Annotated in this window: 24 protein-coding genes; 22 read left to right on the top strand and 2 right to left on the bottom strand. The window is 67.6% G+C overall.

Annotated elements, in window-relative coordinates; all coding sequences use genetic code 11:
• The first annotated feature begins 133 nt into the window (after nt 1-133).
• The 10 genes from AC3WQY_RS03230 to AC3WQY_RS03185 are packed head-to-tail and all read left to right on the top strand — an operon-like array spanning nt 134 to nt 9,518.
• A complete protein-coding gene (locus AC3WQY_RS03230) occupies nt 134-1,192 on the top strand; it encodes a Gfo/Idh/MocA family protein (protein ID WP_492705748.1) in 1,059 nt (352 codons plus the stop codon).
• A 1-nt stretch (nt 1,193) separates the two neighbouring features.
• Entirely contained in the window at nt 1,194-1,787 is a 594-nt protein-coding gene (locus AC3WQY_RS03225; protein ID WP_492705746.1) for an acyltransferase, read from the top strand.
• Nucleotides 1,788-1,792: 5 nt separating this feature from the next.
• Nucleotides 1,793-2,917, top strand: a complete 1,125-nt coding sequence (locus AC3WQY_RS03220) for a DegT/DnrJ/EryC1/StrS family aminotransferase (protein ID WP_492705756.1) — start codon at nt 1,793-1,795, stop codon at nt 2,915-2,917.
• A 4-nt stretch (nt 2,918-2,921) separates the two neighbouring features.
• Complete coding sequence (locus AC3WQY_RS03215; RefSeq protein ID WP_492705744.1) at nt 2,922-4,157, top strand: lipopolysaccharide biosynthesis protein; 1,236 nt, start codon at nt 2,922-2,924, stop codon at nt 4,155-4,157.
• Nucleotides 4,141-4,749, top strand: coding sequence for an acyltransferase (locus tag AC3WQY_RS03210; RefSeq protein ID WP_492705742.1), 609 nt, complete (start codon nt 4,141-4,143; stop codon nt 4,747-4,749). Before AC3WQY_RS03215 ends, AC3WQY_RS03210 begins: the two co-directional genes overlap by 17 nt.
• A complete protein-coding gene (locus AC3WQY_RS03205) occupies nt 4,746-5,828 on the top strand; it encodes a glycosyltransferase (protein WP_492705740.1) in 1,083 nt (360 codons plus the stop codon). The genes AC3WQY_RS03210 and AC3WQY_RS03205 overlap by 4 nt, the downstream gene beginning before the upstream one ends.
• A complete protein-coding gene (locus AC3WQY_RS03200; protein ID WP_492705738.1) occupies nt 5,825-7,051 on the top strand; it encodes a glycosyltransferase family 4 protein in 1,227 nt (408 codons plus the stop codon). The genes AC3WQY_RS03205 and AC3WQY_RS03200 overlap by 4 nt, the downstream gene beginning before the upstream one ends.
• Nucleotides 7,048-7,743 (top strand): class I SAM-dependent methyltransferase, encoded by a 696-nt coding sequence (locus AC3WQY_RS03195; protein ID WP_492705736.1) that lies wholly within the window; start codon nt 7,048-7,050, stop codon nt 7,741-7,743. The genes AC3WQY_RS03200 and AC3WQY_RS03195 overlap by 4 nt, the downstream gene beginning before the upstream one ends.
• A gap of 8 nt (nt 7,744-7,751) precedes the next feature.
• Nucleotides 7,752-8,915 (top strand): DegT/DnrJ/EryC1/StrS family aminotransferase, encoded by a 1,164-nt coding sequence (locus AC3WQY_RS03190; RefSeq protein ID WP_492705734.1) that lies wholly within the window; start codon nt 7,752-7,754, stop codon nt 8,913-8,915.
• A gap of 3 nt (nt 8,916-8,918) precedes the next feature.
• Nucleotides 8,919-9,518 carry a sugar transferase gene (locus tag AC3WQY_RS03185; protein ID WP_492705732.1) on the top strand — a complete coding sequence of 200 codons (600 nt, stop codon included), beginning with the start codon at nt 8,919-8,921 and terminating at the stop codon, nt 9,516-9,518.
• Between the two features lie 32 nt (nt 9,519-9,550).
• On the opposite strand, the gene AC3WQY_RS03180 is transcribed toward AC3WQY_RS03185, so the two are convergent.
• Nucleotides 9,551-10,129, bottom strand: coding sequence for a GNAT family N-acetyltransferase (locus AC3WQY_RS03180; protein ID WP_492705729.1), 579 nt, complete (start codon nt 10,127-10,129; stop codon nt 9,551-9,553).
• Nucleotides 10,130-10,268: 139 nt separating this feature from the next.
• Entirely contained in the window at nt 10,269-11,006 is a 738-nt protein-coding gene (locus AC3WQY_RS03175) for a substrate-binding periplasmic protein (protein ID WP_492705727.1), read from the bottom strand.
• Between the two features lie 206 nt (nt 11,007-11,212).
• Between AC3WQY_RS03175 and AC3WQY_RS03170 the strand changes: the two genes are divergently transcribed.
• The 12 genes from AC3WQY_RS03170 (at nt 11,213) to AC3WQY_RS03115 (ending at nt 22,510) form a co-directional block, all read left to right on the top strand.
• Nucleotides 11,213-13,099 (top strand): polysaccharide biosynthesis protein, encoded by a 1,887-nt coding sequence (locus tag AC3WQY_RS03170; protein ID WP_492705725.1) that lies wholly within the window; start codon nt 11,213-11,215, stop codon nt 13,097-13,099.
• A gap of 388 nt (nt 13,100-13,487) precedes the next feature.
• Nucleotides 13,488-13,859 (top strand): hypothetical protein, encoded by a 372-nt coding sequence (locus tag AC3WQY_RS03165; RefSeq protein WP_492705723.1) that lies wholly within the window; start codon nt 13,488-13,490, stop codon nt 13,857-13,859.
• On the top strand, nt 13,811-14,917 hold the full coding sequence (locus tag AC3WQY_RS03160; protein ID WP_492705721.1) for a hypothetical protein: 1,107 nt from the start codon (nt 13,811-13,813) through the stop codon (nt 14,915-14,917). The genes AC3WQY_RS03165 and AC3WQY_RS03160 overlap by 49 nt, the downstream gene beginning before the upstream one ends.
• Nucleotides 14,918-15,069: 152 nt before the next feature.
• On the top strand, nt 15,070-15,543 hold the full coding sequence (gene gspG / locus AC3WQY_RS03155) for a type II secretion system major pseudopilin GspG (RefSeq protein ID WP_492705718.1): 474 nt from the start codon (nt 15,070-15,072) through the stop codon (nt 15,541-15,543).
• On the top strand, nt 15,512-15,925 hold the full coding sequence (locus AC3WQY_RS03150) for a pilus assembly FimT family protein (protein WP_492705716.1): 414 nt from the start codon (nt 15,512-15,514) through the stop codon (nt 15,923-15,925). The genes gspG and AC3WQY_RS03150 overlap by 32 nt, the downstream gene beginning before the upstream one ends.
• Complete coding sequence (locus AC3WQY_RS03145) at nt 15,922-16,392, top strand: type II secretion system protein (RefSeq protein WP_492705713.1); 471 nt, start codon at nt 15,922-15,924, stop codon at nt 16,390-16,392. The genes AC3WQY_RS03150 and AC3WQY_RS03145 overlap by 4 nt, the downstream gene beginning before the upstream one ends.
• Nucleotides 16,389-17,027 (top strand): type II secretion system protein, encoded by a 639-nt coding sequence (locus tag AC3WQY_RS03140; protein WP_492705711.1) that lies wholly within the window; start codon nt 16,389-16,391, stop codon nt 17,025-17,027. The genes AC3WQY_RS03145 and AC3WQY_RS03140 overlap by 4 nt, the downstream gene beginning before the upstream one ends.
• Nucleotides 17,024-18,040, top strand: a complete 1,017-nt coding sequence (locus tag AC3WQY_RS03135; RefSeq protein ID WP_492705709.1) for a type II secretion system minor pseudopilin — start codon at nt 17,024-17,026, stop codon at nt 18,038-18,040. Before AC3WQY_RS03140 ends, AC3WQY_RS03135 begins: the two co-directional genes overlap by 4 nt.
• Nucleotides 17,973-19,187, top strand: a complete 1,215-nt coding sequence (locus AC3WQY_RS03130; protein WP_492705707.1) for a hypothetical protein — start codon at nt 17,973-17,975, stop codon at nt 19,185-19,187. Before AC3WQY_RS03135 ends, AC3WQY_RS03130 begins: the two co-directional genes overlap by 68 nt.
• Nucleotides 19,184-19,813 (top strand): GspMb/PilO family protein, encoded by a 630-nt coding sequence (locus tag AC3WQY_RS03125; RefSeq protein WP_492705705.1) that lies wholly within the window; start codon nt 19,184-19,186, stop codon nt 19,811-19,813. The genes AC3WQY_RS03130 and AC3WQY_RS03125 overlap by 4 nt, the downstream gene beginning before the upstream one ends.
• Nucleotides 19,810-20,265, top strand: a complete 456-nt coding sequence (locus tag AC3WQY_RS03120; RefSeq protein ID WP_492705703.1) for a hypothetical protein — start codon at nt 19,810-19,812, stop codon at nt 20,263-20,265. The genes AC3WQY_RS03125 and AC3WQY_RS03120 overlap by 4 nt, the downstream gene beginning before the upstream one ends.
• On the top strand, nt 20,258-22,510 hold the full coding sequence (locus AC3WQY_RS03115; RefSeq protein WP_492705701.1) for a secretin GspD/PilQ domain-containing protein: 2,253 nt from the start codon (nt 20,258-20,260) through the stop codon (nt 22,508-22,510). The genes AC3WQY_RS03120 and AC3WQY_RS03115 overlap by 8 nt, the downstream gene beginning before the upstream one ends.
• The last annotated feature ends 3 nt before the right edge of the window (nt 22,511-22,513 follow it).

Below are 22,513 nucleotides of genomic sequence, written 5' to 3'. Positions count from 1 at the left end.
GGGGTGGGGGGCGGCGGGGCTGTGCTGGGTCATCGCGTCAACTCATTGAATTGGCGGCGATTTTAGGCGGTGCGCGGGGTTTGCACGGGAGCCCCCCCGTAGAATCTGCTGCTTCGCCTGAATTTGGCCCCCCATGACGCTCGCGCTGCCCATCCTCGATCGACCGATACGCTTCGCCCTGGTGGGCTGCGGCCGCATCGCCAAGAACCATATCGAGGCGCTCGCCAAGCATGCCGGCCGCGCCGAACTGGTGGCGGTTTGCGATCATCAACCGTCCGCCTTGCAAGCCGCGGTGGCCGCCACCGGTGCAGCAGGCTTTGCCTCGTTGGAGGCCTTGCTGGCAGCAAGCGATGCCGACGTGGTGGTGCTCGCCACCCCCAGCGGCCTGCATTCGCAGCAGGCCATCGCCGTGGCCCGCAGCGGCCGCCATGTGCTGAGCGAGAAGCCCATGGCCACCAAGTTCGAGGGAGGCATGGCGATGGTGCGCGCCTGCCGCGACGCCGGCGTCAAGCTCTTCGTGGTGAAGCAGAACCGCCTCAACAGCACCGTGCAGCTGGTCAAGCGCGCCATCGATCAGGGCCGCTTCGGCCGCATCTATATGAGCACGGTGAACGTGTTCTGGACGCGCCCGCAAAGCTATTACGACGCCGCACCCTGGCGCGGCCGCTGGGACCTGGACGGCGGCGCCTTCATGAACCAGGCCAGCCACTATGTGGACCTGTTGGACTGGCTGGTCGGCCCGGTGGACAGCGTGCATGCCTACACCGCCACGCTGGCGCGCGACATCGAGGCCGAGGACACCGGCGTGCTGAGCGCGCGCCTGCGCCATGGCGGCCTGGCGTCCATCAACGTCACCATGCTGACCTATCCGCAGAACCTGGAAGGCTCGATCACCATCCTGGGCGAGAAGGGCACGGTCAAGATCGGCGGCACCGCGGTCAACAAGATCGAGCATTGGCAGTTCGCCGAGCCGCATGCGGACGACGAAGCGGTGCGCAATGCGAGTTATGAGACCGGCAGCGTCTATGGCCATGGCCATCCGCTTTACTACGACAACGTCATTCAGACCCTGCGCGGCGAGGCCAGCGCCGAGGTCGATGGCTACGAGGGCCTGCGCTCGCTGGAGATCCTGATCGCGGCCTACCGCAGCGCGCGCGACGGCCAGCGCGTCGGCCTGCCCCTGGTGTTTTGACATGGGCTACTGGAAACACGCGAGCGCCATCGTCGATGAGGGTGCGCAGCTCGGAGATGGCACCAAGGTCTGGCACTTTGCCCATGTGAGCCCGGGCGCGCGCATCGGCGCGGGCTGCTCGCTGGGGCAGGGCGTCTACGTGGGCAACGATGTGGCCATCGGCAACAACGTGCGCATCCAGAACAACGTCTCGGTCTACGACGCGGTGACGCTGGAAGACGATGTGTTCTGCGGCCCTTCGATGGTGTTCACCAATGTCTACAACCCGCGCGCCGCGGTGGCGCGCAAGGCCGAGTACCGCCGCACCCTGGTGAAGCGTGGCGCCACCCTAGGCGCCAACTGCACCATCGTTTGCGGCAGCACCATCGGCAGCCATGCCTTCATCGGCGCTGGTGCGGTGGTGCAGAAGGACGTGGCCGATTTCGCGCTGATGGTGGGCGTGCCGGCGCGCCGCATCGGCTGGATGAGTCGCTATGGCGAGCGCCTGGTCTTCGACGCCCAGGGCCGCGCGCAATGCCCGCACACCGGCGATGTCTACGAACTCCAGGACGACGAGCGCCGCTGCGTGCTCGTGACACAAGGAAACCTCGCGTGAGCCTGCTGCCCTTCATCGATCTCAAGGCGCAATACGCCGCCCTCAAGACCAGCATCGATGCGCGCATCCAGCGCGTGCTGGATCATGGCCAGTACATCATGGGCCCCGAGGTCAAGGAGCTGGAGGAGAAGCTCGCCGCCCATGTGGGCGTGAAGCACTGCATCAGCGTGGCCAGTGGCACCGAGGCCTTGCTGATCGCGCTGATGGCGCTGGACCTGCAGCCCGGCGACGAGGTCATCACCACACCCTTCACCTTTGCGGCCACCGCCGAGACCATCGTGCTGCTGGGCGGCGTGCCGGTGTTCGTGGACATCGAGCCCGACACCTGCAATATCGACCCCAAGCTGATCGAAGCGGCCATCACGCCGCGCACCCGCGCCATCATGCCGGTGAGCCTGTACGGCCAGGTCTGCGATATGGACGAGATCAACGCCATCGCCGCCCGGCATGGCGGGCTGCCGGTGATCGAGGACGCCGCGCAGAGCTTTGGCGCCAGCTACCGCGGCCGCAAGAGCTGCGGCCTCTCCACCTGGGGCGCCACCAGCTTCTTCCCCAGCAAGCCGCTGGGCTGCTATGGCGATGGCGGCGCGCTTTTCACCGACGACGACGCGCTGGCGCAGGCCGCGCGCGAGATCCGCGTGCATGGCCAGAGCCAGCGCTACACCCACACCCGGCTGGGCGTGGGCGGCCGCATGGACACCATTCAATGCGCGGTGGTGCTGGCCAAGCTGGAGCGCTTCGACTGGGAGATCGCGCGGCGTCTGGCGATCGGCGAGCGCTACCAGGAGCTGCTGGCCGGCCTGCCCGCGGCACTGGGCGTTCAGCGCCTGGCCGTGCGCGGCAACCGCGATTGCGTCTGGGCTCAGTTCACGCTGCAGATCGAGGCGCGCGAGGCGGTCATCAAGTCGCTCAACGGCGCCGGCATCCCCACCGCCATCCACTACCCGCGCCCCCTGCATCAACAGCCGGCGTATGAGCGCTTTGGCCGGGGCCAGGTCTTGCCGCATGCCGAGGCGGCGGCGCGGCGCGTCATGAGCCTGCCGATGAGCGCCGACCTCAGCGAGGCGCAGCAGGACGTGGTGGTGGCGGCGCTGCGCCAGGCCTTGCAGCAACACGTGGCCAGGGTGTGAGCCGGTGAGGCATGGGCTGTTCAGGGCCACCCTGACCCTGCTGGCCGGCGGGGCCTTGGCCCAGCTGTTGCCGCTGCTGCTGGGGCCCTGGATCACGCGCCTGTTCTCGCCCAATGAATTCGGCCATTTCAGCCTGGTCTGGTCGGTCGCCACCAATCTGGCGGTGGTGGGCTGCGCGCGCTACGAGTTCGCCCTGCCGCTTGAAAAGGACGAGTCCGACGCGGCCCTGCTGATGGGGCTGTGCCTGCGCCTGCTGCTGGTGGTGACGGCGGTGGCCGTGGTGGTGGGTGGCCTGCTGGCCTGGCGCCAGCAGCTCGAGCTGGCCTGGTGGCTGCCGCTGGCGGTGCTGGCCGGCGCGGCCACGCAATGGCTCACGCTCTGGGCCAGCCGGGCGCTGCGCTTCCAGCTGCTGGCGGTGGCACGCGTGCTGCAGTATGGCGGCGGCGCGCTGGCCCAGGTGGCGCTGGGCCTGCTGCAGCTGGGGGCCTGGGGCCTGCTGATGGGGCCGGTGCTGGCGGGCCTGGCCACGGCCGTGCTGCTGGCGCGGCCCGCCCCCGCGGGTGGCTGGGGCGGCCTGCTGCGCCAGCCCCGCGAGGGCCTGCAGCGCCTGGCTCGCCGCCACCGCGACTTCCCCCTGCTCAACACCCCGCATGCCTTCGCCACCGCCCTGCAGGACAGCCTGGCCATGTTGCTGATCGCCGCCTGGGCCGGCGACGCCGCCGCCGGCTACTGGGCGCTGGCCTTGCGCTATCTGAAGGCGCCCGCCGGCCTGGTGGGCGGGGCGCTGTCGCAGACCCTGTATCCGCGCCTGGTGGCGGCCGCCAGTGCCGCCGAGGCCCTGACCCTGGTGCGCAAGTCCATGGCCCTGCTGGTGGCCCTGGCCCTGCCGTTGATGGCGGTGCTGATGCTGTGGGGCCCCTGGCTGTTTGCGCGCGTGTTCGGCGAGCGCTGGCATGATGCCGGTGAACTGGCGCGCGCGCTGGCACCCTACATCGCCCTGCACTTCGTGGCCTCGCCGCTGTCGGTGGCCACCATGGCCTGGGGCGCGCAGGCCTGGGCGCTGCGCCTGGCCCTGGTGGGGCAGGCGGCCTTTGTGCTGGGGCTGGTGCTGGGCCTGCGCTGGAGCGGCCTGATCGGCGCGGCCTGGGGCGTGTCGGCCGCGATGCTGCTGTACTTCGGCTATTTCTTCTGGGCCCTGGCCAACTGGAAAGGCTTTGCTGAGCATGAGCGCCTGGCTTAGAAGCGTCTTCAACCGCTGCCGCCGCGCGCTGTGGCGGGCGCTGTTCTTCCGCATCGTGTTCGGCGAGCGCTCGGCCCAGGGCCAGGTCTTGCCCCACACACGCATCGCGCCCAGCACCTGCATCGAGGGCGAGCGCCAGCTGCAGCTGGCCGATCATGTCTTCATCGGCCAGTTCAATTTTCTCGACGCCCATGGCGGGCTGACGATAGGCGAGGGCGTGCAGATCACCAACTTCGTCAGCATCGTCACGCACAGCTCGCACCGCAGCCTGCGCCTGCTGGGGCGCGGCTATGCGGCGCAGCAGGGGCCGGCGCCCGGCTATGTGAAGGGGCCCGTGGAGATCGGCCCCTACTGCTTCATCGGCCCGCACAGCCTGATCGAGGCGAACACCCGCATCGGCCGCGGCGTGGTGGTGTGCGCCTACGCGCAGGTGCGCGGCGAGGTGCCGGACTTCGCCATCGTGGCCGGCCAGCCCGCCCGGGTGATCGGCGACGTGCGCCATGGCGATGCCAAGCTGCTGGCCCAATACCCCTGGCTGGCCGCGCATTACCAGGCCTGGGCCAAAGAACTGCCCGAGGCCGCCAAGCCATGAGGCTGGTGCTGATCGGCGATGGCGAGAGCCCGCATCTGCTCAAGTGGGCGCGCGCGCTGGCGCCCGAGCTGGAGCTCTGGGCCGCGTCGTCGCGTGGCTTCTCCGCGGCCCTCGAGGCCCTGATCCCGGCCGAGCGCCGCTATGCCATGCTGACCGACCCCGCGCATGGCGGCGGCAATTTCGCGGTGCTGAAGAGGCTGCCGGCGCTGGCGCAATGGCTCAGGCGCGTGGATGCCGATTGGCTGCACGCCCATTACCTGACCTCGCATGGCACGCTGGCCTGGCTGGCCAGGCGCGGCTGGGGCTTGCGCGCGCACATTGCTGGTTCGGCCTGGGGCAGCGACATCCTGGTCACGCCCGAGCAGGGCTGGCCCTACCGCTGGCTGACGCGGCGCGTGCTGCAGGCCTGCGACATCACCACCTCCGACTCCGCACACATGGCCGCGCGCATGCGCGAGCTGGGCGCCGCCGAGGTCATGACCTTCCCCTTCGGCCTGGAGGCACTGCCCAAGCAGGGCGCGCGCAAGCAGCCCTGGCTGTTCTTCGCGAATCGTGGGCTGGAGCCTATCTACCGGCCCGAGCGCGTGATCTCGGCCTTCGCCGCGGTGGCGGCGCAGCGGCCCGAGGCGCGCCTGGTGGTGGCCAACGATGGCTCGCTGCGCGGCGCGCTCCAGGCCCAGGTGGCCGCGCTGGGCCTGGCCGAACGGGTCGAGTTCGTCGGCCGCCTGGACGCCAAGAGCCAGGCCGGCCATTACGCCCGCGCACGCTGGTATCTGAGCCTGCCGCAGAGCGATTCGGTGTCGGTCTCGGTGCTGGAGGCGATGGCGCATGAATGCCTGCCCATCCTTTCCGACCTGCCGGCCAACCATGAGCTGCTGCAGCCCGGCGGCGGCCTGATCCTGCGCGCTGACGAGGCGCTGGCCGCGCTGCCCCAGCGTCTGCAAGACCTGACCCCCGATCCGCAAGCGGCCGAGCGCGCCGGTGCCGCCAACCGCGCCTGGGTCGCCGGGCATGGCCTGTTCGCCCCGGCGGTGCAGCGTTTTCTGGCGCGCCTGCGCCAATTTCCCCCGACACGATGAAGATCCTGCTCATCAACCATTACGCCGGCTCGCCCCAGCATGGCATGGAATACCGGCCCTATTACCTGGCGCGCGAATGGGTGCGCGCGGGGCATCAGGTGCTGATACTGGCGGCCTCGCACTCGCATGTGCGCAGCGGCCAGCCGCAGCCCGGCGGCCAGACGATCGATGGCATTGCCTACTGCTGGTACGACACGCCGGCCTACGAAGGCAATGGCCTGGGCCGGGTGCGCAATATCTGGGCCTTCTGCCGCCAGGTCTGGAACGATGCCGAGATGCTGGCGCGCGAGTTTGCGCCCGATGCGGTGATCGCCTCCAGCACCTATCCGATGGACATCTGGGTGGCGCGCCGCGTCGCCCGCATGGCCCGCGCCAAACTGGTCTACGAGGTGCACGACCTCTGGCCGCTCTCGCCCATCGAGCTTTCGGGCATGTCGCCGCGCCACCCCTTTGCGCTGCTGTGCCAGAAGGCCGAGAACGAGGCCTACCGCGATGCCGATGTGGTGGTCTCGATGCTGCCCAAGGTGCAGGATCACATGGCCGCGCATGGGCTGGATCTGCGCAAGCTGCACATCGTGCCCAATGGCATTGCGCTGGACGAATGGCAGGCTGACGAGGACAGGCAGGGTGAGCCGCTGAATGCCGAGCTGGCAGCACATCTTGACGCGCAGAGTGCCGCCGGCCGCCTGGTGCTGGGCTATGCCGGCTCGCATGGCATGCCCAATGCGCTGGACACGCTGCTGGATGCAGCCAGGCTCCTGAAGGACGACGCCATCAGCATCGTGCTGGTCGGTGGTGGCCACGAGAAGGCGCGCCTTGAAGCGCGTGTGCGCGCCGAGGGGCTGAGCCATGTAGCGATGTTCGCGCCCATTCCCAAGCGCCAGATCCCGGCCCTGCTGGCCGCCTTCGACATCGCCTACATCGGCTGGCAGCGCACCCCCATCTACCGTTTCGGCATCGCGCCCAACAAGCTGATGGACTACATGATGGCCGAGCGGCCGGTGTTGCATTCGGTGGAGGCGGGCAACGACCCGGTGGCCGAGGCCGGCGCCGGCCTGACCGTGCCGCCCGAGGATGCCACCGCGGTGGCCGAGGGCGTGCGCCGTCTGGCGGCGCTGCCGGCCGCGGAGCGCGCCGCGATGGGCGCGCGCGGCCGCGCCTTTGTGCTGGCCCAGCACACCTATCCGGTGCTGGCGGCGCGCTTCATCCAGGCCCTGCAATGAGCGAAAAGGAGCGCAAGCAGGAGCTGGACGCGATCGCGGCGCGCTACGCCAGGCGTGCGCCCTCGGACCGCTACAGCCTGCTGCGCCCCGAGGTCTGGCAGATGCTGCAGGAGCGCCAGCGCGCGCTGTGGCGCCGGCTGGCAACGCGGCCCGGCGCGCCACAGGACTGGTGCCTCACCGAGGTGGGCTGCGGCGCGGGCGGTAATCTGCTGGAGATGCTGCGCCTGGGGCTGGCGCCCGAGCACCTGAGCGGCGTTGAGCTGCTGCCGGAGCGCTACCAGGCCGCGCGCCAGGTCTTGCCCGGCGCCGTGCACCTGCACCTGGGCGATGCCTCGCAAGCGCCGCTGCAGGACGCCAGCCAGGATCTGGTGCTGCAATCCACCGTGTTCTCCTCCATCCTCAGCGATGCCGTGCAGCAGCAGCTGGCCGAGGCCATGTGGCGCTGGCTGAAGCCGGGTGGGGCGGTGCTCTGGTACGACTTCATCGTCGACAATCCGCGCAACCCGGATGTGCGCGGCGTGCCGCTGCGGCGCCTGCGCGCGCTGTTCCCCGCGGGGCGGCTGCGGGTGCAGCGCGTCACGCTGGCACCGCCGCTGGCGCGCGCCGTCTGCCGCCTGCATCCCGCCGCCTATACGCTGTTCAATGTCATTCCCTGGCTGCGCACCCATGTGCTGGCCGTGATAGAAAAGTAAACCCTGCCATGAGCGATCTGCCCTTCCTTCCGTTTGCCTTGCCCGAAATCGGCGAGGACGAAATCGCCGAGGTGGTGGACACCCTGCGCTCCGGCTGGGTCACCACCGGGCCCAAGGCCAGGCGTTTCGAGCAGGCCTTTGCCGAGTACCTTGGTGAGCCGCAGACCGAATGCATCGCCGTCAACTCCGCCACCGCCGGCCTGCATCTGGCGCTGGAGGCGCTGGGTATAGGCCCGGGCGACGAGGTCATCACCACCACCCATACCTTCACCGCCACCGCCGAGGTGGTGCGCTATCTGGGCGCCGACGTGGTGCTGGTGGACATCGACCCGCTCACGCTCAACATCGACCCCAAGCTGGTCGAGGCCGCGATCACGCCGCGCACGCGCGCCATCGTGCCGGTGCATTACGCCGGCCTGGCGGTGGACATGCTGGCCATCCTCGACATCGCCCGCAAGCATGGCCTGCGCGTGGTGGAGGACGCGGCACACGCCCTGCCCACCACGCTGGAGCGCGAGCTGATCGGCACCATGGGCAGCGATGCCACGGTGTTTAGCTTCTACGCCAACAAGACCATGACCACCGGCGAGGGCGGCATGCTGGTGACGCGCAACGCCGAGCTGGCCAAGCGCGCCAAGGTGATGCGCCTGCATGGCATGAACCGCGATGCCTTCGACCGCTTCACCGCCAAGGTGCCCAGCTGGTACTACGAGATCGTCGCGCCCGGCTTCAAGTACAACCTCACCGACATCGCAGCCGCCCTGGGCCTGCATCAGCTCAAGCGCATCAATGCCTTCCAGGCGCGCCGCGAGCAGATCGCCCAGGCCTACTTTGATGCCTTCGCCGACCTGCCGCTGATCCTGCCGCCGCAGCCGCCCGAGGGTGACAAGCATTCCTGGCACCTCTATGTGCTGCGCCTGGCCGACGAGCTGGAGATGGAGCGCGATGTCTTCATCGAGCGCATGTTCGCCAAGGGCATCGGTTGCAGCGTGCACTACATCCCGCTGCACCTGCACCCCTACTGGCGCGACCGCTACGACCTGCGCCCCGAGCAGTTCCCGCATTCGCAAAAGGCCTACGAGCGCATGCTGAGCATCCCGCTCTACACCGCGATGAGCGATGCCGACGTGCAGCGCGTGATCGCGGCGGTGCGCGAAATTGCCCTCAGTTGATTGATGGCCAAACGCGCTTTTGATTTCATATGCGCCGCGCTGGGCCTGGCGCTGCTGGCGCCGCTGCTGCTGCTGCTGGCGCTGTGGGTGAAGCTGGACACGCCCGGCCCGGTGTTCTATCGCCAGGAGCGGGTGGGGCGGCATGGCAAGCCCTTTCTGATCCATAAGTTCCGCAGCATGCACATGAGTCGTAGCAGCGACGCACCGGGCCTGCAGATCACCGTGGGGGCCGACCCGCGCATCACGCGCAGCGGCCGCTTCCTGCGCGCCAGCAAGCTCGATGAACTGCCCCAGCTCTGGGACGTGCTGCGCGGCGCGATGAGCCTGGTGGGGCCGCGGCCCGAGGTGCCGCGCTATGTGGCGCTGTACCCGGAGGCGCAGCGCCGCATCGTGCTCTCGGTGCGCCCCGGCATCACCGATCCGGCCTCGCTGCAGTTCCGCCACGAGAGCGAGCTGCTGGCCCGCGCCGCCGACCCGGAGCGCGAGTATGTGGAGGTGCTGATGCCGCAGAAGCTCGAGCTGGCTTGTCAGTACGTGATGCAGCGCTCGCTGGGCCTGGACTTGCGCATTATTTGGCGCACCCTGCGCGCGCTCAGCCGTTGAGAAGGCGTTGAGCGGCTGAGGCCGCGTTGGCCTCAGCGCATGACGGCGGCCAAATGCCTGGCATGCGCGTGATCAGCGCTGATTTCGCAGCGGCCGCCCTTGCAGACCGGCCTGGCTTTCAGGGCACGCACCATCACATTGCCGCTGCTGAGGAAACCGGGTTCACGGCATTCTGATGCGGTGGTCACGAAGCCGCAGTGTTGCCAGAAGCGGATGGCGGCCGTGTTGCTGGTGAGTACGCCCAACTGCATGTGCGTCACGTCCTTCCAGGTGCGGAGCTTGTGAGCCAGCTGTTCGACGGCCTGGCAGCCGATATGCCGGTGTCGCTGTTGCGGCCTGAGCAACAGCAGCCCGATGTGCGCGATGTCTGGGGTAGGGTAGCCACGTGCCACCTGCAGCAGGCCGACCGAAGTCTTGTGGTCGACGACGGCAAACAGGAAGCGGTCATCTTCAGCACACTCCGCCGGGAAGCAGGAAAACAGCGAGTCACCATCAGCGGCGCCGGGGAACTGCCCATAGGTCTGTAGCCGATAGTCCGCAGCTTCGAGCACGATGCTTTCAGCGAGGGCAAGGTCTTCTTCGTTGCTACGGATCAGGTGTCTAAGGTTCATGACTTCACCCCGCAGACATGCTGGTTGGCTTGCGTCGGCATAACAGGCCGAACGCCTTCCCCGCGCATTCTTGATCCAACTAGCGCGGCAGGTACAGTCTTTTTGTAATCAGAAGCAGCTGGGGCAGCCGGCTGGCTGGCTAGCGCGTGTAGCGCCGCACGATCTCGTCGATGCTGCCGGCCTTGCGCAGCTGCTCCAGCGCGGCGCTGAGCTTGTCGGCCAGGGCCGGATCCGATTTGGGGTTGAGCGCAAAGTAGTAGGCGCCCTCGTCGCTGAGCTTGGCGAGTCGGGTCAGCTCGAGGTCGCCGGCACTGCGCTGGCTCCAGGCCATGCCGATCTCGGTGTCCACCATGGCGTCGACCCAGCCGCCTTGCAGCAGCTTCAGTACCGCGGCATTGGAGCTGTCGCTCAAGATGGACGTGGCGGGCACGCCGGCGGCGGCCAGGTCTTGCGCCGCCGCCTCGCCGCGCACCACGCCATAGCGGTAGGCCTTGAGATCGCGGCTGTCGCCATGCTGCTTCAAGGCGTCGGCGCGCACGAACACCCAGGTGCTGCGCGGCAGCAGCGGGCCTATCCAGATGAACTGCTGCTCACGCTCGGGCTTGCGCGCGGTGGTGTAGACCAGCGTGTTGGGCTTGCTCTGCGCCCAGGCATAGGCGCGCGCCCAGGGCACGCTCTCGATCTTGCAATGCAGGCCGGCCTCGTGGCAGGCGGCGCGCAGCGCCTCGGTGGCAATGCCCTTGAGCTCGCCATTGCGCTCGCTGTAGTTGTAGGGCGGCCATTCCTCCGTGTAGGCATGCAGCTCGGGCAGCGGCTGGGCATGCAGGCCCGTAGCGAGCAACAGTGCGGCCAGCGGCAGGGCGGCTGGCCACAGCAAACGGAGCGAACGATGGCAGAGGGCGGTCGGCACGTTGGAAGAAAGCTGATGGCAGCGGGCACAATTGCAGGCTGGCACTATCGGGCCGGCCCGAGGCATGCGGATGACACCTGCGCGACACGGTAGCACCCGCTTGTGCGCCTTCCCGGGCCGGATTTACCCTGAAGACTCAGCATCAACGTTTTTTAACCGATCGACCGACACCCGTGCTGTGGCAAACGCTTGACACCTTTCTGACGCGCTTGCGCCGGCACCGCGAACCCGTTTCCCTGTTGCTCGACGCGCTGGTGGTGGGGCTGGCCTGGCAGGCCACCTATCTGTTCCGCCTGGGTTTCGAGCGCTGGATGTCGGCGCGCCCGAGCTACGACGCGGCCGTCATTGCCGGCCTGACCCTGCTCTATGTGCTGGTGCTGTGGGGCCTCAAGGTGCCCAAGGGCATGTGGCGCTTCAGCGGTTTCGGCGAGGCCAAGCGCCTCGCGGCGGCCTGCCTGATCGCCGGGGCGCTGGGCGCCAGCATCGTGCTGATGGCCGAGCTCAAGGCCGTGCCGCGCGCGGTGCTGGCCCTGCACCCGATGTTCAGCCTGATCGGCCTGGCGATGATGCGCCTGGGCTACCGCATGCTCTACGAGCATATGCGCGGCCGCCTCAGTGGCAGCGCCAAGGAAACCCACCGCGCGCTGGTGATGGGCGCCGGCGATGCCGCGCGCCTGCTGCTGGCCGGCATCCAGCACCAGGGCTGGGTGGTGGTGGGCCTGCTGGACGACAACCCCGCCAAGCGCGAGCTGCGCGTGGGCGGCGTGCCGGTGCTGGGCACGCTGGACGATGCCCTGCAGCTTTCCGAGCTGCACGGCATCACCGACCTGATCGTGGCCATGCCCTCGGCCGAAGCCTCGCGCCGCCGCCGCGCCCTCGACCTGGCCGGCCGCACCGGCCGCCATGTGCTGACCGTGCCCACCATCGCCGAGCTGCATTCGGGCAGCAAGCTTGATCAGCTGCGCGATATCGAGCCCGAGGACCTGCTGGGCCGCGAGCCGGTGCAGCTCGACGAGGCCGGCATCAGCGAAGCCTTGAGCGGCAAGGTGGTGCTGATCACCGGCGCCGGCGGCAGCATCGGCAGCGAACTGTGCCGCCAGGTGGCGCGCTTCGGCCCGCAGCGCCTGGTGCTCTACGAGCTGAGCGAATACGCGCTCTACGCTATCGAGCAGGAGCTCACCGAGCGCTTCCCGCACCTGCCCCTGGTGCGCCTGGTGGGCGATGTGAAGGACGCCGCGCACCTGCGCCAGACCTTTGCCCGCTTCAAGCCGCAGATCGTCTTCCACGCCGCCGCTTACAAGCATGTGCCGCTGATGGAGGTGGACAACGCCTGGGCCGCGCTGCGCAACAACACCCTGGGTACCTGGCATACCGCCCAGGCTGCCGCCGAGGCGGGGGCCGAACGCTTTGTGCTCATCAGCACCGACAAGGCGGTGAACCCCACCAATGTGATGGGCGCCACCAAGCGTGCGGCCGAGCTGGTGGTCAGCCATATGGCCAGCCTGGGCCATGCCACCCGCTTCATGGCGGTGCGCTTCGGCAACGTCTTGGGCTCCAGCGGCAGCGTGATTCCCAAATTCAAGGAACAGATCGCCAGGGGAGGGCCGGTCACCGTCACCCACCCCGACATCACGCGCTACTTCATGACCATCCCCGAGGCCGCCCGCCTGGTGGTGCAGGCCGCTGCCATCGGCGAGACCGGCCAGGTCTATGTGCTGGACATGGGTGAGCCGGTGCGCATCGTCGATCTGGCCAAGGACATGATCCGGCTCTCGGGGCGCAGCCTGGACGAGGTGCGCATCGAGTTCTCGGGCCTGCGGCCGGGGGAGAAGCTGTATGAAGAGCTGCTGGCCGATCGCGACAGCGTGCTGCCCACGCCCATCGCCAGGTTGGCGGTGGCGCGGCTGCAGCAGGCGCCGCAGCAGCTGGAAGAAGGCGTGCGCGTGGATGAGTGGCTGCAGGCCTTGATCGCCAATGATCCCTTGGCGGACGATGCCAAGTCGCGCGCGCTGTTGCGGCAGCTGGTGCCTGAATACCACGCGTCGAGTACCGCGTCTTGAACGGTGGCCGCCAGTGCGTCCGGATCATGCGCTCCGGATGAAAGAGAGCCGCGCAAACTGCATGTGAGCGGCTTGGCTCAGCGCCTGAGCTAGCCACCCTAGCGATTGCTTCAGTCCAATGAATCACGCTTTCTTGATCTGCCTTGTCGCTCATGCACAACAAAGCCGCTTCTTGCCTCAAGACGAGCCTTGCGCTGCCGTTAATATGCCGTCACACAGTGTTGTGGGCCTGAACTCAGAAGCCAAGGTGTTTACCCGCAATATGCGTTGATTCGTTGACAGTGCTGTGATGGCGTGCTCTAGAATGCGCGAGCGTGCAATTAGGTACGTGTGATTCGCGAATCATTTTTTGAGTCTTTTTATCCATAACCTTTGTGGAGTTCACCGAATGAAAAAATATGTGATCAAGGCGACCGCTCTGGCGATCGGTGCGCTGGCTGGAGGCGCTGCGGTCGCGTCCGTCGATTTCTCTGCATCCCCGTTCGTCGCAACGACCGACGTGTTTGCAAGCGAATTGAACTACAGTGACTCGCCGGCAGTGCCGACGCCGATCACCGGCGGCAAGACTGTCACGACGAAGCTGGGTTTCGGTGTTTCCGCTAGCCAAAATCGCTACATCCGTATCGACGTGACTGGTGCCAAGCTGTCGGCGGTGCAGGCAATGCTGGCGCTAACAACATTCAGGGCCTTTCGGCTGATGCTAACGTCACCGTGGTGTCGGGCGGTTCGGCTGACGATACGTTTGTCATCTATCAAGTGACTGGTGGCAGTGCAGGTGAAGGCGCGGCAACCGTGCTGAACATCTCGGTGCCGAATCTGTACGTCACCAACAACAATACGGCTGATGTGACCGTTGCGTACAACCTGTACGAAACGGCTGGTCAGGCTGCTAACCAGACCGCTGGTACTTCGCTGTTCAGCAAGGCTGGCACGCTGTTTGGTTTCGCTTCTGGCGTGAAGTACACGGCTGCTGCCTACACCAACACGGTGCTGGTCAACAACTCGTACAAGAAGTTCGCGACTTCTGCCTCCGCTCCGACCACGACGGTCAGCAAGGCTGAAATCGGCAAGGTGACCTTCGGTGTTTCCGGCGCGTTCAATGCTTCTGGCGTTGCTGGCGTGCTGACCGATTTCATCAAGTCGGGCACGAAGATCGTCTTCAAGGGCGACTTCTCTGCCGTGGGTACGACGGGTGCTGGTGCGACCGTTGGTGCTGCTGGCACTTGCGCTGCAGTTGGTACCTCGACCACGAGCGTGTCGACTGACAAGCAGACGGTGACTTGGACTTCGACTGCAAATGCCGATCTGGCTGCTGTGTCGCTGTGCTTCGATACCGACAACTCGGTCACGATCCCCGCGCAGACGTTCACGTATGACGTTGAGCCTGTTGCCGCCAATTCGTCGGTGACGGTTGCTAACCCCGCTGCAGCTACCATTGGTACCTTCAAGCGTGATGGCACGGTCCTGCAGGCTCCCTTCGCCACGATCCACCCCGACTATCTGTCGCGTATCGTGTTGACGAGCCAGCATTCCGTTGATGTGCCTTACACGCTGTCGGCAATCACGGAGTCCGGCGTTACCTGCACGGCTGGTGCTGGTGCTACCGGTACTCTGAAGAAGGGTACCGTTGCTGTGATCAATGTGAAGGACATCTGCACGGGCACCGATACCGGCGCTACTCGTCTGGCTATCCAGGCAGTTATCGCTGCGCCGCTTGATTCGGTTCACGGCCTGTACAACGTGATGAACTACGACGTGACGACCGGCAAGACCAACTCGCTGATCTCTTACCCGATGGTCCGCCCGACCGAGAACTAAGCACATCTTTGTGTGAGTTCGAAAGGGGCGCCGCAAGGCGCCCCTTTTCTTTTGTCCGTGCGGGACAGCGCGGGGATGTATTCGCAGTCATGCCTACAATGCGGGCCGCGGCATGAGCCGCTGTTGAACGACTGAACGACTATCGCGAGACCATGCAAGCTTCCTTCGCACTTCGCTATCCCGACTCCACGCGGCCGCGCGCTGGAGGTTTCACTTTGCTAGAGATGCTTGTGGTGCTGGTCATCATCGGCATGCTGGCCGGCCTGGTAGGCCCGCGCCTGTTCTCCAAGGTCGAGCAGTCCAAGGTCACGACCGCTGCTACGCAGGCCAAGACCCTGCGCGGCGCGGTGGAGAGCCTGCATCTGGACATCGGTCGTTACCCCACGGCCGAAGAAGGTCTGTCGCTGCTGGCCAAGGCGCCTGCCGACCAGGCCCTGGCCGCGCGCTGGCGTGGTCCCTACCTCGATGGCGCCGAGCCTGATGATCCCTGGGGTCATCCTTACCAATACGCGCTACCCGGCGCCGATGGCCAGCCTTTTGCGTTGTATTCGCTGGGCGCCGACGGCAAGCGCGGCGGCCAGGGCGATGCGGCCGATGTTGGCGTACTTCCATCTGCCGCGCAGTAGTCGCAACGGCGGCGGCTTCACGCTGCTGGAACTGCTGGTGGTGCTGAGCATCGTGGCGATGACGGCAGGCCTGATCCTGCCTTCGACCTCACGCTGGATCGCCGCGGCGCGCGAGCGTGCTTGGCAGCAGGAGTTGCGGGCGCAGTTGGCCGCTCTGCCGATGCGTGCCTTTCAGTCCGGCGAGCCGCTGGAGCTGGATGCTTCAGCCTTGCGCAGCTTGTTGGAAAACGATCTGCCAGCCTCAGTGCACCTTGAGTTGTCTGCGCCGCTGCGCTACAGCGCCGCAGGCGTCGCGGCCGCTGCCATGGTGCGCGCAAAAGATGACGAAGGGCGTGAACGGGTCTGGACCATCGCCCCGATGACGGGGCGGGTGACGCCTTGACGGCCGCCATCGGAACCGTGCCGCGCTGCCGCCGGCCGCCTTCGGTGGCGGGCTTTAGCCTGCTCGAGGCCATCGTGGCGCTGGCGATTCTGGCCGGCACAGGCGCGGCCCTGTTCGCCTGGGTTGCGCAGAACCTGCAGGCGGCCGCTCGCATCGAGGCCGAGCAGGTGCGCGTGGCCCTGCAACTGACCGCACAGGGTCTGCTGGCCAGCGTCAATCCTTATACCGAGCCCGAAGGCTTGCGGCGCCTCGGCGCCACCAGCGTGAGCTGGCGTGCCAAGTTGGTGGCGCCCTTGCGCGCCAGCGTGCCCACCCAGGCGATGGAGCAGACGCGCTGGCGTGTCGGCCTGTACGAGCTGACGGTCACAGCCAAGGATGAGAACACCGCTGCCAGCACCGAGTTCACCCTGATGCAGGCGGGCCTCGAGGCCCTGGGTGCGGTGACGTCCAGGGTGGATCCGCCATGAACCAGCCCATCAACAAGCAAGCCAGCCAGGCCGGCATGACCCTGCTCGAAACCCTGGTCACGCTGGTGATCGTGGCGATGGTGGCCGGCCTGCTGTCTGAAGGCCTGTTCCAGATTGGCCGCATCGAGCAGCGCCTGGGTGGCGCGCAATTGCAGGCCCAGGTGGAGCGCCTGCACGCGATCTGGGTACAGCAGGCGCTGGAGGGGCTGATGCCCGGCGCCAAAGACAGTCCGGAGCGCTTCCGCGGCGCGGCGCGCGAACTTGCGGGGCTCAGCACTCAGTTGCCGGTGGCGCAGGCCCTGGGCCCCCAGCCCATGCGTCTGAGCTTACGTTTTTCGCCCGATGCCGGCATGACCGAATTGCTGCTGAGCTTTGGCCTGGACGGTCTGCCACCGCAGGAGGCGGTGCTGGCTCAATGGCCGGGGGACCGCGGCGCATTGCGCTATCAGGACCTTGCGGGCACCTGGCTGGCCCAATGGCCACCGGCATTGGACGGTGCTGCCCAGCCGCCCAGCGCGCTGCCGCAGGCCATTGCGCTGGACCGGGGCGAGGGCCATGGCCTGCTGCTGGTGGCGCGCCCGGCGGCGCGGGCTGAGCCTCTGGGGCAGCGCATCGATGTGGAGAAGCTGCCATGAGGCTGCGACGCCTGTCGGACCGGGGGCAGGGCGGCTATGTGCTGCTGTTCGTGACCGTGGCACTCACCGTGATCGCCATCGTGGCGGCGCGCTTTGCCCTGCGCATCGACGGTCTGCGCGCCCAGGCGCTCACCATGCAGCACTATGCCGACGCCAGCCTGCAGGCCGAGAGCGCCAAGGCGCAGGCGCTGTACTGGCTCAGCACCCGGCAGATGGGCCTGGCCTCGGCCGGCTTCATGGACGAGCAGCCATTGGCGCTGGACGGTAGGCTCTACCAGACCGCGCAGGGCGCGCTGCTGCGCGTGCAGGACGAGCGTGGCCTGCTCTCGCTCAATGCACCCGACCGCGAGCTCTTCCCGCAGCTGCTCATCAATGTCGGTGCCTCGTCCCAGGATGCCGCCAGCATGCTGGACGTGCTGGAAGACTATGCCGATGCCGACAGTCTGAAACGCCTGAACGGTGCCGAGGCGGTCGACTATCGTGCCGCCGGCCTGCCCGGGCCGCGCAATGATTGGATCCTCTCGGTGGGCGAGTTGGGCCGTATGCCTGTGTGGCAGCGCTCGGCCGAGTTGCGTGCCCGCCTGGAGCCCTGGCTGGGCCTGCGCCGCGACAAGTTATTCAACCCCAATACTGCCCCGCTGGGTTTGCTGAAGAGTATCTGGCCCAAGGTTTCGGCGCAGCAATGGGATTTATTCGAAACTCTTCGAAAGCGCGCGCCATTTGCCGACGCCGCCGCGGCCACCGCCGCCACGGGTATTCCGTTCACGGCCGACAACCTGCTGTTCCATGCCAGCAACGCCCTGCGCCTGCAGGTCTGGGCCCCCGGGATGCCGCAGTCGCTTGAGTACAATCTTTTGATTCTTCCGACGGGGGCCACAGCGCCCTGGCTGATCCATGAGGTCCGCCAGTCCAACCGTCTCGCACCCACCGATGCCACGATTCCCGTTGCGAAATTTCCTGTCCCAAGCCAGGCCGTCGCCCAGCCCCGAGCGCTCGCCCAGCCTGCGCCGTGAGGGCCTGAACCGGCCTGCCGGGGCGAGCGCGCGTGCGCCGGTGCTGCTGGCGCGCAGCCTGCTGCGGCACCGTGCCTTCAGCTTAGGCGGCTTGCCGGTGGCGGACCGCGTCGGTGCGCTGCAGGCGCAGTTGCTGGCCTGGCAGCCCTTTGTCGACAGCCTGGTGCTGGTGGACCTGCATGGCGAGCAGGCGCAGGCCTATGCGCTGCCGCGTGAGCTGGCGAGCAGCGCTGGCACCAAGTTCGAGTTGAAGCCGGAGCTGCTCTGGCCCGAGAGCCTGTGTCACGCGGCCCTGCCCGATGGACTGCACCTGCTGCAATGCATGGAGGGCGTGGAGGGCCAGTACTGGCAGGGCGGCGTGCTGCTGGCCAGCCGTTGGTGGGCCGCCGCGCCCAGCCTGGAGGACTGGCAGGCCTTTGCGCGCCAGAGCCGTGCGCCGGCTTCGTCCCATGCCGCGGCGGCCCTTCCGGAGGTGCAGGCGCTGCCCTGGCAGCGACCCTTGCGCCAGCCGCGCCCGGCCGAACAGCTGGGCCGTGCTGCCGCCGGCCAGGAGCGCCTGCTGGTGGGCGCCGGGGCGCTGTTGCTGCTGGTGTTCAGCAGCATGACGGCTCGTGCCGCCTGGGATGCCTACCAGGCACGCGAGCAGGCACAGTCGGCGGTGGCCCAGCTCAGGCAAGACGTGACCCCCTTGCTGGCCGCGCGCGACAAGGCCCTGGCCGCTGCCGACCAGAGCGGGGCGCTGCTGGCACAGCTGCGCGCGCCGCAGCCGCTGGAGGTGCTGGAGGAATTGGGCCGCCTGCTGCCCAAGGGCAGCACGGTGAAGGAGTTCGATCTCAACCAGCTGACGGTGCGCGTGGCGCTGGAGCTGCCTGCCGAGGTCTCGCGTGCCCAGGTCATCACCGGGCTGGAGTCGGGGGCCTGGTTTACCCAGATCAGCGAGGTCAAGGACGGCGGTGTTGGTGGTGGTGGCGCGCGCAGCGGCATCAGCCTGGAGATGAAGCTTGCCGCGGCCCAGCCACCGGCACGCCAGCAACAACAGGGCGCCGACGCGGGGCTGAGCCGCGGCGCTGCCGACATGCCCGCGCCCCCGCCGGGCATCGATGTGCAAGTGCCCACGCCCAAGCAGCCCGGAGCAAAAAAAACATGAGCGTCGTGCTCGATCAAGCCGGCAATAGCAGCGGCGCGCCATCCTGGTTGCAGGCCCTGCAGCAGGCGCGCAGCGAATGGCGCGCCAACACGCGCCTGCGCTGGGGAGTATGGGCCATCCTGGCGATCTTCTGGCTCTGGCTGGCCCTGCTGGCGCAGGATCAGGCCACCGCCTGGCGCGGCGAGGCCGACGAGGCGCGCGCCGAGTTGCAGCGGCTGCGCCCGTTGCAGAGTGGCGGTGCCATCTGGACCCAGCGCGCCGAGGACGCGCGCAAGCATCTGGAGGCCGCGCGCAGCATGCTCTGGAGCGGCTCCAGCCAGGGTCTGGTGGAGGCCGCGCTGCAGGACACGCTGCGTGCCTGGGCCGAGAAATCGGGCCTGCCGGTGCGTGAGCTCGCCATCATGGGCGCGGGTGAGCAAAAAAAGGCCAGCAGTCAGTCGGCGGTGCGCGCGCGCCTGGTGGTGGACATGAACAACCGCCTGGCCCTGATGGGCCTGCTGGCCGAGCTGGGCCGCTCGCCCAAGCTGATGCTGGTGGACAGCCTGCGCCTGCGGCCGCTGGCCCAGCCTGCGCGCGCCGAGTTGGAAGTGCGCGTGCTGTTCCAGGCCGAGGAGCGCAAGCCATGACGCTCGATGATCTGGGGCCGCGCCAGGCGCTGATGCTGTTCGCCGCCGCCGCGCTGCTGGGCTGGTTTGCGGCACCGCCCGAGGCGCCACCGGCGGAGCTGGTGCGGGCGCGCCGCGATGCCTGGCAACTGGCCAGCCTGCCTGTGCCCGGCGATGCCACGGCGCGCGCGGTGCTGGTGTCCAGTTCGCCGCTCTGGGGGCCTGAGGCCAAGCCCGATGCGGCGGCGCAAAAGCCGCCCGAAAACATGCGCTGGCGACTCGCCGGCGTGTTCGGCGCCGGCAAGGTGGGCGGCGCCCTGGTGCTGTTCGACGACCCGGCCAAGCAGCCGCAGCGTCTCAAGGTGGGCGAAAAGCTGCCCAGCGGCCATGTCATCGAGGCCGTGGACGGCAATCAGGTCTGCATACGTATTGGAAAAAAGCTGTACCGCTTTGGAGTCGAACAACGTGATTGAAGATCATCAACCGATGCTTTTTTCCAAGCAGCGTGCCGGCCTTTTTCGCCTGCTGGCGCTCAGCGCCGCGCTGGTGGCGGCCGGCTGCGCCGAGCTCAAGGCCCTGGGGCCTTCGGGGCCGATGGCGCCGGTGATGCCCGGCAGCCTGCCCATGCCCGCCTCGGCCGGCAGCAATGCCAACCAGGCGGCCAGCCCCAGCGACAAGCGCGAGCTGAGCATCACGCCGCTGCCCGCGCCACCGACCAGCAAGCCCTCCAAATTTGCCAGCACACGCGAAGGCCGCGATGCCTTGGTTAAGCTCGATGGCAGCGCCGGTGGCGAGGAGGTCGCCGCCATCAATCTGCAGCAAGTGCCCCTGCCCACCTTTGTGCAGGTGATCTATTCCGAGATCCTGAAGCGCAACGTCAACATCGACCCCGCGGTGCAGGGCCGCAAGGACCTGGTGACCTTCCGCACCGGGGCCAGCCAGTCGGCCGCCCAACTCGACAACGCCGTCAAGCTGCTGCTGAAGAGCTATGGCATTGCCGCCATCGACGTGGGTGGCCTGGTGCGCATACTCCCCGACAACGCCCAACTCGGCAACCTGCCCGAGATCCGCCGCGGCGAGGCCCTGCCGGATACCCCGCTGCCGCTGCGTCCGGTGTTCCAGATGGTGGAGCTGAGCGTGGTGCGCCAGACCGATGTGGCGGGCTGGCTCAAGACCCTGTTCGGTACGCGCATCACGGTGCAGGAAGATATCGGCCGCAATGCCCTGCTGCTGAGCGGCACACCCGACAATATGCAGGCCGCGCTGGAGGCCCTGCGCGTGCTGGACCAGCCCCTGATGGCGGGCCGCAAGAGCGTGGCGCTCTCGCCCGCCTATTGGTCGGCCGACGATCTGGCCAAGCGCCTCAACGAGGTGCTGACCACCCAGGGCTATGCGGTGGCGCCGCTCGGCCAATTGGGTCAGCAAGGCACCGTGCGCTATCCGGTGGTGCTGTTGCCGGTGGCCGGCACGAATGCGATCTATGTGTTCGCCGCCAACGACGAGGTGCTCAATCACGTGACCAGTTGGGCTCGCACGCTGGACCGGCCCAACGAGCGCGGCATCGGCCGCAACTACTTCACTTATGCGGTCAAGCACAAGGACGCCAGCGTGCTGGCCAAGACGCTGGAGCAATTGCTGACCGGCTCGCGCCTGCGCAGCAGTGCCACGGCCACGCCGGCTGGAACGGGTGTAGGCAACGCCCAGGCCGCCGCCAGCAGCAGCGGCGCCAGCTCGGTGGTGGTGGACCAATCCACCAACACGCTGATCTTCCAGGTCGATGCCGATTCCTACTCGCAGATCGCGGCGTTGCTGCAGACCCTGGATCGCCCTGCCAAGGGCGCGCTGATCGAGGTCACCGTGGCCGAGCTGACGGTGGACGAGAAGAACCAGATGGGCGTGGAGTGGCTGTTCAGCCGCGATGTGGGCAACGGCCGCTACGTCAACGGCAGCACCATCGGTGGCACCGGCATCGGCAGCAGCGGCTTCAACCTGAAGGTGCTGGACGCAGCGGGCCTCGTGCATGCGGCCTTGAATGCGCTGGCCTCCAACAACCAGGCGACGATTCTCTCCAGCCCGCGCGTGCTGGCGCGTAATGGCGAGCAGGCGACCATCCAGGTGGGCCAGGAAGTGCCCATCATCACCAGCCAGCAGACCACCACCGGCACCGTGACCCTGCCGGGCCAGACCGGCGTGCTGCAGACCGTGCAGTACCGCAACACCGGCGTGATCCTCAAGGTCAAACCGGTGATCCACTCGGGCGACCAGATCGACCTCGAGGTGCAGCAGGAGGTGAGCGCGGCGCAGTCCACCAACACCGGCGTGAACGTTTCGCCCACCTTCAGCACCCGCAAGCTCGAAACCAAGCTGACCCTGCGCAATGGCGCCACCGTGATGATGGGCGGGCTGATCTCCAACAATGCGGGCAAGGGCAATGCCGGTGTGCCCTATCTGAAGGACCTGCCCCTGCTGGGCCAGCTGTTCGGCAGCCAGAACACCACCAACTCCAAGACCGAGCTGGTGGTGCTGATCACGCCCTACATCCTCAATGACAGCCACGACGCCGAGACCATGACCAACGCTTTCCGCAGCATGCTGGGGCCGTGGGCGCAGCCTGCTGCGGGCGCCGCATCCGCGGTGCTGGCGCCTACGCCGGCACCGGTGGCGACGCCGCCTGCGCTGCCCGCGCCCGCTGCCACGCGCACGCCTCCGGGCAATTGATCC

It is taken from the genome of Roseateles sp. FW301-B2 (genome assembly GCF_058788955.1).
This window is presented reverse-complemented; position numbering and strand designations above follow the sequence as displayed.

Bases quoted from the DNA above. Each gene is read 5' to 3' on its own strand.
- AC3WQY_RS03230 (WP_492705748.1), top strand. From the start codon at position 134: ATGACGCTCGCGCTGCCCATCCTCGATCGACCGATACGCTTCGCCCTG.
- AC3WQY_RS03225 (WP_492705746.1), top strand. From the start codon at position 1,194: ATGGGCTACTGGAAACACGCGAGCGCCATCGTCGATGAGGGTGCGCAG.
- AC3WQY_RS03210 (WP_492705742.1), top strand. From the start codon at position 4,141: ATGAGCGCCTGGCTTAGAAGCGTCTTCAACCGCTGCCGCCGCGCGCTG.
- AC3WQY_RS03205 (WP_492705740.1), top strand. From the start codon at position 4,746: ATGAGGCTGGTGCTGATCGGCGATGGCGAGAGCCCGCATCTGCTCAAG.
- AC3WQY_RS03200 (WP_492705738.1), top strand. From the start codon at position 5,825: ATGAAGATCCTGCTCATCAACCATTACGCCGGCTCGCCCCAGCATGGC.
- AC3WQY_RS03195 (WP_492705736.1), top strand. From the start codon at position 7,048: ATGAGCGAAAAGGAGCGCAAGCAGGAGCTGGACGCGATCGCGGCGCGC.
- AC3WQY_RS03190 (WP_492705734.1), top strand. From the start codon at position 7,752: ATGAGCGATCTGCCCTTCCTTCCGTTTGCCTTGCCCGAAATCGGCGAG.
- AC3WQY_RS03185 (WP_492705732.1), top strand. From the start codon at position 8,919: ATGGCCAAACGCGCTTTTGATTTCATATGCGCCGCGCTGGGCCTGGCG.
- AC3WQY_RS03180 (WP_492705729.1), bottom strand. From the start codon at position 10,129: ATGAACCTTAGACACCTGATCCGTAGCAACGAAGAAGACCTTGCCCTC.
- AC3WQY_RS03165 (WP_492705723.1), top strand. From the start codon at position 13,488: ATGAAAAAATATGTGATCAAGGCGACCGCTCTGGCGATCGGTGCGCTG.
- gspG (WP_492705718.1), top strand. From the start codon at position 15,070: ATGCAAGCTTCCTTCGCACTTCGCTATCCCGACTCCACGCGGCCGCGC.
- AC3WQY_RS03150 (WP_492705716.1), top strand. From the start codon at position 15,512: ATGTTGGCGTACTTCCATCTGCCGCGCAGTAGTCGCAACGGCGGCGGC.
- AC3WQY_RS03140 (WP_492705711.1), top strand. From the start codon at position 16,389: ATGAACCAGCCCATCAACAAGCAAGCCAGCCAGGCCGGCATGACCCTG.
- AC3WQY_RS03135 (WP_492705709.1), top strand. From the start codon at position 17,024: ATGAGGCTGCGACGCCTGTCGGACCGGGGGCAGGGCGGCTATGTGCTG.
- AC3WQY_RS03125 (WP_492705705.1), top strand. From the start codon at position 19,184: ATGAGCGTCGTGCTCGATCAAGCCGGCAATAGCAGCGGCGCGCCATCC.
- AC3WQY_RS03120 (WP_492705703.1), top strand. From the start codon at position 19,810: ATGACGCTCGATGATCTGGGGCCGCGCCAGGCGCTGATGCTGTTCGCC.